The 10,522-nt window shown below is 44.5% G+C and carries 9 protein-coding genes; 6 read left to right on the top strand and 3 right to left on the bottom strand.

The features are described from left to right. On the bottom strand, positions 1 to 625 hold a 625-nt coding region (locus OQV04_RS21500), incomplete at its 3' end, for a DUF1028 domain-containing protein (protein WP_332642875.1). A 163-nt stretch (positions 626 to 788) separates the two neighbouring features. Between OQV04_RS21500 and OQV04_RS21495 the strand changes: the two genes are divergently transcribed. From OQV04_RS21495 to OQV04_RS21470, 6 genes are read left to right on the top strand one after another with little or no spacing between them, the layout of a single operon-like run. Beyond that, positions 789 to 2,348 (top strand): ABC transporter substrate-binding protein, encoded by a 1,560-nt coding sequence (locus tag OQV04_RS21495; RefSeq protein ID WP_042845539.1) that lies wholly within the window; start codon positions 789 to 791, stop codon positions 2,346 to 2,348. Between the two features lie 48 nt (positions 2,349 to 2,396). Next, positions 2,397 to 3,344 carry an ABC transporter permease gene (locus tag OQV04_RS21490; RefSeq protein WP_042845538.1) on the top strand — a complete coding sequence of 316 codons (948 nt, stop codon included), beginning with the start codon at positions 2,397 to 2,399 and terminating at the stop codon, positions 3,342 to 3,344. Then, positions 3,341 to 5,134, top strand: coding sequence for a dipeptide/oligopeptide/nickel ABC transporter permease/ATP-binding protein (locus OQV04_RS21485; RefSeq protein WP_166696469.1), 1,794 nt, complete (start codon positions 3,341 to 3,343; stop codon positions 5,132 to 5,134). The genes OQV04_RS21490 and OQV04_RS21485 overlap by 4 nt, the downstream gene beginning before the upstream one ends. Beyond that, on the top strand, positions 5,134 to 5,931 hold the full coding sequence (locus OQV04_RS21480; RefSeq protein ID WP_187549622.1) for an ABC transporter ATP-binding protein: 798 nt from the start codon (positions 5,134 to 5,136) through the stop codon (positions 5,929 to 5,931). Before OQV04_RS21485 ends, OQV04_RS21480 begins: the two co-directional genes overlap by 1 nt. A 31-nt stretch (positions 5,932 to 5,962) precedes the next feature. Then, positions 5,963 to 6,733, top strand: a complete 771-nt coding sequence (locus tag OQV04_RS21475; protein ID WP_042845532.1) for a FadR/GntR family transcriptional regulator — start codon at positions 5,963 to 5,965, stop codon at positions 6,731 to 6,733. A gap of 4 nt (positions 6,734 to 6,737) precedes the next feature. Further along, positions 6,738 to 7,787, top strand: a complete 1,050-nt coding sequence (locus OQV04_RS21470) for an osmoprotectant NAGGN system M42 family peptidase (protein ID WP_210831680.1) — start codon at positions 6,738 to 6,740, stop codon at positions 7,785 to 7,787. Between the two features lie 53 nt (positions 7,788 to 7,840). Here the strand turns inward: OQV04_RS21470 and OQV04_RS21465 are convergent, their stop codons facing one another. Both OQV04_RS21465 and dsdX read right to left on the bottom strand, forming a co-directional pair. After that, positions 7,841 to 9,175 (bottom strand): D-serine ammonia-lyase, encoded by a 1,335-nt coding sequence (locus OQV04_RS21465; RefSeq protein WP_272678238.1) that lies wholly within the window; start codon positions 9,173 to 9,175, stop codon positions 7,841 to 7,843. A gap of 12 nt (positions 9,176 to 9,187) precedes the next feature. Beyond that, the gene (gene dsdX, locus OQV04_RS21460; protein WP_442899667.1) at positions 9,188 to 10,513 is read right to left on the bottom strand and encodes a D-serine transporter DsdX; all 1,326 of its coding nucleotides are present in this window, start codon (positions 10,511 to 10,513) and stop codon (positions 9,188 to 9,190) included. Positions 10,514 to 10,522: the final 9 nt, after the last annotated feature.

Below are 10,522 nucleotides of genomic sequence, written 5' to 3'. Positions count from 1 at the left end.
GAGCAAAGAAATTAGCATAATCCTCGGAACGAACCTGTTGAAGGACCAAATAAAGCTCAGTTAACGGGGTTTCTGACCAGTCACAGCGAATATCAATATCTGCATATTGCCGGTTATTCCATATTTTTAATGCAGCAGAGCGTATCCCACGGTAATCACCACCTTCATTTGCCCCTGCTTGCATGGCGAGTAATAGCCTGTCTGCAAGCTCAAGATGTGAGTTTTGCTGATAACTTTGGTGTATTGCTTGAAGAACCTGCTCACCGGTTAGCATATTCCCTGCTGTAGCGAAGTTTTTTTCAGACAAACTACCACACCAAGGTAAGCATTTACTTCCTGTCCAGTCTGCACTTTCCCCATATTTATCAATAATGATCAGTTGCCGTAATTCACTGTTGGTATCTTCCATCAGAAGGAAATCTAAGCTCTGTTTGGCGTGGTCACTAAGCCGTAAATGTTCAATACCTTTTAAACCTGCTATCGGGTTGGTCATGGCTTGGGTTGCGATAGCTCCCACTTGGCTTGCACCATGCAAAACAAGGGCACCGACAGCGGGCCCGCCTGTTGCTGTTGCTGCGCCAATTTTCCCTGTTTGCGGACAGTGAGCCACAATTGAAAATGTCATTTCACACCTCATAAATTAGACATCGATCAAATTTATCATTATAAATTGTTGCGTGAAACATAATTTATCATCATAAATAGGATAAAAGATAAAATAATTAACAAAATTGACACAAATCACATTTAAAAATCACATAGCAATGTCAACGCTCGGGGAGGGCCGTATGAGGATGCGTTTATGCAGGTGGATAGCCAGTTTTTGGTTTTTCTGCTTTATTTCTACACCGACATTGGCGGCAAACCATAGTGATGTACTATTGCTTGGGCAGGTTGCGGAGCCGCAATCACTCGACCCGCAAGTGGCGACTGCGGCCAATGATTCTCGGATACTCGTGAATATATACGAAGGGTTAGTTCGCAATGCCGATGGTACATTGACACTTGAACCTGCATTGGCAAAGTCATGGTCAGTCAGCGATGACGGTTTGACTTACACATTTCATTTACGTGAAAACATCAAGTTCCATGATGGTAGTGCGTTTGATGCGCAGGCAGTTAAATTTACGTTTGACCGCATGCTAGATAGCCAACATCCTTACTATCATACTGGTCCATTTCCTTTATCATTTTTTTTCTCTGCGATAGATAAAATTACCACCCCAGATAATTTAACGGTGGTATTTACCTTAAAAGAGCCATTTGCACCGTTCTTATCAAATTTAGCTACCCCCGCAGGGCTGATTGTGTCACCGGCAGCCGTCAAGCAATATGACAAGGACTTTAGTCGTCATCCAAGCGGGACAGGGCCGTTTAAATTTGACGAATGGACGGCAAACCAGCGCGTTGTGGTCTCGGCAAATGAGCAGTATTGGGATGGAAAACCACACTTAAAAAATGTGGTTTTCCGACCAATAACGGACGCCAATACACGGGTAGCAGAAATGCTATCAGGTGGGATTGACGCGATGGTTGAAGTGCCTGCGGATAACGTCCCTTTATTTATCAAGGATGAGCGTTTTAAGGTTTATGAAGCCGTAGGGCCACATGTGTGGTACGTGATGCTAAATGCATCACAACCTCCTTTTGATGATGTGCGTGTAAGGCAAGCGGTAAATTATGCGGTTAATAAGCAAAATATCGTTAAGTATATTCTCCAAGATTCAGCTGGTGTGGCTGAAGGGCCTATTCCATCTGCTTTTGACTGGGCGTTTGACCAAGAAACAGAGGCTTACCCTTATGACCCTGAAAAAGCGCGGCAATTAATTGCAGAAGCGGGAGCACAAGGGCAAAAAATTGTTTTTTATGTTACGGAAGGGGGCTCAGGTATGTTAGACCCTATCCCGATGGCAACCGCAATCCAAGCAGACCTCAAAGCTGTTGGGTTATCTGTTGAAATTCAAACCTTTGAGTGGAATACCTATTTATCTAAAGTTAATTCAGGCTTACAGCAAGCCCACATGGCTGAAATGGCATGGATGACGAATGACCCTGATACCTTGCCGTTCCTAACCTTACATTCTGCATCTTGGCCCGATAAAGGCGGCTTTAATTCCGGTTATTACAGTAATCAACAACTCGATAGGTTGTTAGATAAAGCGAGAGTCACGAATGACCTTGAAGAACGCGCTCAACTGTATAAACAAGTACAAAAAATTGTTCACCGAGATGCGCCTTGGCTGTTTGTTGCTAATTGGAAGCAAAATGCAGTCGCGAATGAGCATGTTAAACATTTTAAATTGCAGCCGAATTTTAATTTATTACTTAAAGATGTTCGCAAAGATTAATTAACGTGAATATTTTCAGTTGGTTAATAGATTTTATGGGGAAAAACTATGTGGTTATACTGCTTTAAACGCCTGTTAGCGACGATACCCATACTGATTGGTCTAACATTAATTGTCTTTTTTATCATGGCAATGATCCCTGGGGAGCCAGCTCAAGCATTGCTTGGACCTTGGGCAACACCAGAGAACGTGGCTCGAGTGAAAACTGAGCTTGGTTTAGATAAACCGTTATATCAGCAGTATTTTATTTGGATGAATAATTTGATTTCAGGGGACTTAGGGCGTTCTTTTGTGCTGAATCGTCCTGTGGTTGATGAGGTCCTTGAGCGTTTTTCTGCCACCTTAATTTTGGGGGGAAGTGCGTTATTGCTCAGCTCAGTGCTGGGGCTATTAGCTGGGATTATTTCTGCGATCCGTCAATTTAGTTGGAGTGATAGGACGATCACATTGGCGGTTTTACTCGGTATTTCAATGCCATCCTTTTGGATTGGGTTGTTGATGATCATGCTTTTTTCGGTACAGCTACAATGGTTCCCCGCATCAGGAATGTATGATATTTGGCAGGGGGGCGGCTTTCGCGACTTATTGCATCACCTTGTTTTACCCGCAATAACCCTTTCGCTAGTTGCGACAGGCGTGATAGCGCGTTTGACGCGAACAGCAATGTTAGAGGTTCTACGCCTTGATTTTATTCGTACTGCACGCGCAAAAGGGTTGAGTGAACGCAAAGTCATTTTCCGCCATGCATTTCGTATGGCATTGGTATCGGTGATCCCTGTTATTGGTATTCAGGCAGGGTTTGTGTTTGGTGGTGCGGTTTATATTGAAACGGTTTTTCAATGGCCGGGCTTAGGGGCAATGTTGGTCAAAGCGGTAGCTACCCGTGATTTATTTTTAGTGCAAGGGGGCGTGTTAATTGCTGCTGCGTCCTATGTGTTTATCAATTTGCTGGCTGATGTGGTGCAAGCAATGTTAGATCCGAGGTTGAAATCATGAGTCATAATACCGCCCCAGTTATTCAACATCGTCATCGTCAATCAATAGGTTCTTTATTGCTCGCTAATCGCCTTGCGACACTAGGGCTGTTTATTTTAACCGTTATTATGCTACTTGCCTTGCTTGCGCCTTGGTTGCCTTTGGCTAATCCAGATGAAACGGACTTAGTGAACCGCTTGCTCCCAGCTTTTTCACCGGGGCATATATTAGGCACTGACCATTTAGGGCGGGATATCTTGTCTCGATTATTGTGGGGAACTCGTGTTTCGCTGATGGTGGGTATTTCAGCGACGTTAATCGCTGCAATACTTGGAACCCTAATTGGTTTAATCGCCGGCTATGTGGGCCACCGAACTGATACCTTATTGATGCGCTGTATTGATATGTTGATGGCATTTCCATATATCCTATTAGCGTTAGCGATTGTAGCTGTACTTGGCCCCGGTTTATTAAATGCGCTATATGCTATCGCATTAGTGAATATTCCTTTTTTCGCGAGAAATATCCGTGGGTTAACGGTTGGGCTGCGAGATAGAGACTTTATTCAGGCCGCAAGGTTGTCAGGTAAAAACCATTTACAGGTCTTACTGACCGAGGTTTTACCGAATGTATTGCCAATCATTGTTGTCACAATGTCGACGACCATCGGGTGGATGATTTTAGAAACCGCTGGCTTGTCATTTTTAGGATTAGGAACCCAGCCGCCGAATGCTGATTTAGGGTCGATGCTAGGTCAAGGGCGTGCTCAGATGTTTGTTGCACCACATGTTGCTCTGGTTCCTGGAATTATGATTTTCCTGATTGTGATTAGCTTTAACTTACTGGGGGATGGGGTACGTGACATCCTTGACCCTCGCCTAAAATCAGGTGCCTTACATCGTTCACAACCGATGACACAAACAGACCGTGTAAATATTCCTGCCAAAACCGAGGGAAAACAGGCGATATTGGAAGTTAAAGACCTTTCTGTCGCCTTTCGTCAGGGGGGGCAATTACGGCCTACCGTTAAAGGTATTAGCTTTAATGTTGGTGCGGGGGAATGTTTGGGGTTAATTGGTGAAAGTGGTTCAGGGAAAAGTGTAACTGCATTATCTGTTATGGGGCTTTTGGCTTCGCCGCCCGCGGTGATCACCGCAGGTGGCATCTATGTTGAGCATGAAGAAATGTTGTCTTTACCTTTATCCGTTATGCAAAGACGCCGTGGTGCTAAGGTGTCATATATTTTCCAAGATCCTCTGACTACGTTACACCCCCAATTTACCGTGGGTGTACAGCTTCGTGAAGCGATCACGGCTCACCAAGCGTTATCGAGTTATGATGCCAAAATGAAAGCGATTGAACTACTTGATAGCGTCGGTATACCGGATGCAGCGGAGCGTTTTGATGCTTATCCTCATGAGTTATCCGGTGGGCAACGCCAACGAGTTGGTATTGCGATGGCATTAGCGAATGACCCTGTTTTGATTATTGCCGATGAACCGACAACCGCACTAGATGTCACCGTACAAGCGCGAATTTTAGAATTGCTCGATCAACTACGTCGTGAACGAGGGGTAGCATTGTTATTTATTACTCATGATTTTGCGGTGATTAACCAAATTTGTGACCGAGTGGCCGTTATGCAGCAGGGCGTTATCGTAGAAACCGGTAATACACAAGACGTGTTACAGCAACCTCAGCACCCTTATACACAGCGGCTGATAGCCAGTGTTCCAAAATTGGGAGAGGGCAGAGCGTTTTTGACTCAGGTTGAGCAGCTTTATGGAAATAATTCCGCACAGGAGGCCTAATGAACAAGGTTATTGACGTTAATCAACTGGTGAAAACCTTTGGTCACCCTCGCAGCTTATTTCATCCCCGAGGGAGAGAAGTTCAGGCGCTGAAAAATATTTCATTGTCATTGTACGAAGGGGAAACGTTAGCCGTCGTAGGGGAAAGCGGCTCAGGGAAAAGCACTTTAGCCCGTATTCTAGTTGGGTTAGAGAAAGAAACCTCAGGCGACATTACGGTACTCGGGCAAACTCGTGCTCAGTGGCAAAAACAGGGGGCTCGTGCTTTCGGTCAAGCTATTCAATATGTATTCCAAGACCCTGTTGCTTCTTTAAATCCACGCAAAACCATCGGTGAAACATTGTCGGTGCCTTTAAAATATTTAAAGCATATGAATCAAACACAAAGACAGGGGCGGTTGGCTGAATTGCTTGAGGCTGTCCATATGCCAATGGATGCATTAGCCTGTTACCCTCACGAGTTTTCAGGGGGGCAAGCTCAGCGCTTAGCGATTGCGCGAGCGCTTGCCGCAGATGCGCGAATCTTAGTTCTTGATGAGCCTGTGAGCGCATTGGATGTGTCAGTACAAGCCCAAGTTTTGTTGTTACTCGAAGAACTAAAGCAACAGTTTTCACTGTCTTACTTATTTATTAGCCATGATCTGGCGGTGGTAGAGTCTATAGCAGATAGGGTGGCCGTACTCTATTTAGGGGATTTGCTAGAATGTCGTGATACTTGTGACTTATTTGCGGCACCAGAACACGACTACACTCGTAACTTACTGGCGAGTGCGCCGCGTATTCGCGTTGAAGCTTAGAAATATATTTAAAATCAGTTGGGGTCCTAATATGAGCACGGATAAGACAGCGGCTATCGAGCCAGTTCGCATTAAACGTACTGATGAAATTGTTAATGCGATAAAAGAAACGATTATGGCGGATAACCTGATACCGGGTGACCGCTTACCCCAAGAAAAAGAGCTAATTGAGCGTTATAGCGCGAGTAAAAGCACGGTAAGAGAAGCCTTAAAATCATTGGAAGTGCAGGGGTTAATTAAAACCAAAACGGGCCCAGGCGGGGGGGCGTTTATTGATTCAATGACCGAATCCCGTGCGATGAGCTTGTTATCAAACTATTTATTCACGCGAGATATTTCCATTAAAGATATCTATACATTGCGTAAATTATTAGAGCCAGTTGTTGCAGTGAGTGCCATTGATAATATCGATAATGCGGGAATTCAAAAACTGTATGACACCATTGCGATTTACGACCATGAGCCTGCTAATGAAGAGGAACGCTGGCAACAGCGAATGGCAGAGTTGGATTTCCATGCCGTCGTTGCCAGTTACTCAGATAATGTTCTCTTAGTGTTTATCTGCCATTTTTTACAGCGTTTACTTAAAGATTTAGCGGTTTGTAAAGACATTTACCTGAAACCCGAACCAGTAGATAGATGCCAAGGCATTGAATATCAGTATCAATTAATAGAGGCATTACGCCGTAAAGATGCCGCTAAGGTACAGGCGGTGATGGAAGAGCACATGAATTATGCCGAGCAAGCAATGTTGGCTCTACAAGCCACACTGCAAGAACGTTTTTTAAGTGAAGATAGGTAACATAATGATAGATAAAGCATATCTAACCTCAGTATTAAAGACACTTTTATGTACACCTAGCCCGGTGGGTATGACTGAGAAAGCGGTCGCACAAACGCACCAATGGTTGACTGAGTTGGGTTTTACACCGCAGTATACGCGCCGTGGAGTGTTATATATTACATTCGGTAATGATGAACCCAAACGGGCACTTGCAGCCCATTTGGATACCTTAGGGGCAATGGTTACTCAGCTCAAACCTAACGGGCGGTTAGCGTTACGTAATACGGGCACTTGGGCTGCGCGCTTTGCTGAAGGCGCTCGAGTCACCGTGTATGGTGATAATCACCAGTATCGCGGCACCATTCTACCGTTAAAAGCATCAGGTCACCGCTTTAATACCGAAGTGGATACTCAAGTGGCTGATTGGGATAACTTAGAAATTCGCCTTGATGCCCCATGTTATAGTGTGGAAGATCTACAATCTCATGGTCTGAATGTGGGGGATATGGTGGCAGTTGATGCCCAACCTGAATTTATTGACAATGGGTTTATTGTTTCTCGTCATTTAGATGACAAAGCAGGCTGTGCGGTGATGTTAGCGGCATTAAAATCGCTAGTGGACGATGGTGTGCTACCAGCTGTTTCTTGCCAATTGATGTTCACGATTTCTGAAGAGGTCGGGATTGGAGGGACTCATGGCTTTGGTGAGCAAGTTCAGGAATTATTAGCGATTGATAATTCTGTTTCAGCGCCTGATCAAACAACACGTGATGACGCATTAACATTGGCATTTCGTGATAGAACGGGGCCATTTGATTTAGCGATTACGCGCCACTTACTGCAATTATGCCAGCAATATAACATCCCTCATGTGCGCGATACATTTAAACATTACCGTTCTGATAGTGCGGCAGCTATTGATGCTGGGTGGGATATTCGGGTTGCATTAGCATGTTTTGCCTTAGATAGCTCCCATGGTTGGGAAAGAACGCATATTGATTCACTGGTTGCGTTAGCAACATTGGTACGACGTTATATTGAAAGTGATTTAGTGCCATTACCGGGGCAATAATTTTAAAGCCATCTTCTGATAAAAAAAGAAGATGGCTTTAATCCTATGTATCACTAGCTTAGTTTGGCTTGCGATAAATATTTATCCATCTCATCTTGCGGTACCATACCGCCACCGGTCGCCCAGACAAGGTGGGTGGCATTGGCCATGACTTCTGGTGTCAGTGACTTAGACTGTAAATAGTCTGTGTTTTGGGTGACATGAACACTGCCGGTCATACCTGCTAGTGCGGAAGGCTCGAGCTTAATCGACTCCGTTTGATTAAGTAAGCTTAATAGGTTGTACATCTCGGTATCATCAATCGTGTAATAACCATCAATTAAATGTTCCATTGCACGCCCCACAAACCCTGACGCGCGTCCCACTGCAAGGCCATCAGCGGCCGTGATGTTATCAATGCCGATTTCTTGTACTGAAATGGCATCATGGAGCCCTGTATGCACACCAAGCAACATGCAAGGTGAATGTGTGGGTTCGGCAAATAAGCAATGTACCGCATCACCAAAGGCTAACTTCAAGCCAAAGGCAACGCCACCCGGGCCTCCGCCGACACCACAAGGCAGATAAACAAACAGCGGGTGTTGGTTATCAACAATAATGCCTTGCTCTACAAATTGTTTTTTCAAACGTAAACCTGCAACCGCATAGCCTAAAAATAGTGTGGTTGAGTTTTCGTCATCAATAAAGAAGCAGCGCGGGTCTTTTTCAGCTTCTTTGCGGCCTTGTTCGACCGCAATGCTATAATCCTGTTGATATTCAACAACATTTACGCCGTGAGAACGTAACTTATCTTTTTTCCACTGACGTGCATCCGCCGACATATGTACACTGACACTAAAGCCTAATTTTGCACTCATAATGCCAATAGACATGCCTAAATTGCCGGTTGAGCCAACGGCGATACTATATTGGCTAAAGAATTGTCGAAACTTATCTGAGGATAGAATTTCATAATTATCATCAATTGATAATAAACCGGCTTCTAAAGCGAGCTTTTCCGCATGGGTCAAAACTTCATAGATACCGCCTCGCGCTTTTATTGAGCCCGAAATAGGTAGGTGGCTATCTTTTTTAAGTAACATTTCCCCAGTAATTGGCGTTTCATAACGTGTTTCAAGAGCACTTTGCATATTGGGAATAGCAACCACGTCGGATTCTATGATCCCTTGTGTGGTTTGCGTTTCAGGAAACGCTTTCATTAAATATGGGGCGAAACGTGTTAAACGTGCCTCGGCGTCTTGCACATCCTCGAGGGTCAACCCCACATAGGGTAAACCCGCTTGTGTGGTGGTTGAGTTTGGGTTAAACCAAGTAACTTGCTTTAAATCGATTAAGTCCTGAACTAAAGGGGTGTCAGCAATTAACTTATCAATATTTATCTGAGTCATAATTACTCTCTTTTAAATCACAAATGAAAGTGCAAAGGTGCCTGCCAGCGCAACGATGGATGCGATAAGTGTGGCGACACTGTAAAAACGAAATGTTTCAGCCAAGGTGGCATTACAATATTGTTTGACCAGCCAGAACAAGGAGTCCGTCACGATGGTACAGCCAATTGCGCCTGAGCCGATGGCTAATGTCATGATCTCAGGGCTGATATGCGGGTACATTGGCATTAATGGGGCAACAATTGCAGTGGCGCCCATCATGGCAACGGTCGCAGAGCCTACCGCAGCATGTAGAATGATAGCCACTAACCAAGCCAATAGGATTGGGTGCATATCAATGCCTGAAAGAACCAGCGCAAGGGAATCGCTTAACCCACTTCCTTTTAAGATGCCATTAAACGCCCCTCCCGCACCAATGATTAATAAAATATTGGCGATGGAACTAAAGCTTTCTTCCGTTTTACTGAGTAGCACGCTCATGCCCATATTACGGCGAATGCCCAGTACGTAATAAGCGACAAATGCGGCAATAAACATGGCAGTGATTGGGTTACCAATAAACTGTAAAAGGGTAAATAATTGATTGTCTTTGCTCATGTTCAAATCTGCTGCGGTTTTGATCAACATGAGAATAATTGGCAGTAAAACGGTAAATAAAGTGGCACCTAGCGAGGGTAAATCTTTTTCTTCACGGACTTCTAAGTCAGAAAAGGCTTCTGGTACCGTTTTAAAAGGTAAGCGCTCACCTAAGAACTTTAGGAATAATGGCCCGCCGACCAGTGAGGCGACTAAACCAACGGCTAAGCCCGCAACAATCACAGTGCCAATATCTGCCCCAAGTTCATTAGTGACAAATAGTGCAGCAGGGTGTGGCGGAACGATACAGTGTACGGCCATCAGCGCAGTACATAGCGGGATAGCCAGTTTTAATAAAGAGGTATTGGTTTTTTTGGCGATGGAAAATGCCAGTGGGATCAACAAAACAACCCCCACCTCAACAAATAGAGTGATACCACAGATTAAACCAATTAGTACCATGGTGACGTCTGGAGTTAACCAACGGCTTTTCTGTAGGGTGATCCCGATGCGCTCTGCTGCACCTGAAATCTCCATCATTTTCCCTAGTATGGTGCCTAGTCCAATAATAGCGGCTAAAAAACCGAGTGTACCGCCAATCCCATTTTCGATAGCATTCACCATCTCTAACGGGTTCATTTTCATTGCAATACCGACAAAAAAGCTGGCGAGTAACAGGGCTAAAAAAGGGTGAAACTTAAATTTAATAATTGAGACTATGATCAGCAAGATACTAATAACCAGAGTACCGAGCATCCACATTGTAGAGTC

The organism is Escherichia sp. Lx600-2, assembly GCF_036662595.1.
Taxonomy (GTDB): domain Bacteria; phylum Pseudomonadota; class Gammaproteobacteria; order Enterobacterales; family Enterobacteriaceae; genus Escherichia; species Escherichia coli.
Note: the sequence above shows the minus strand (reverse complement) of the source record. Positions and strands in the feature narration are given on the sequence as shown.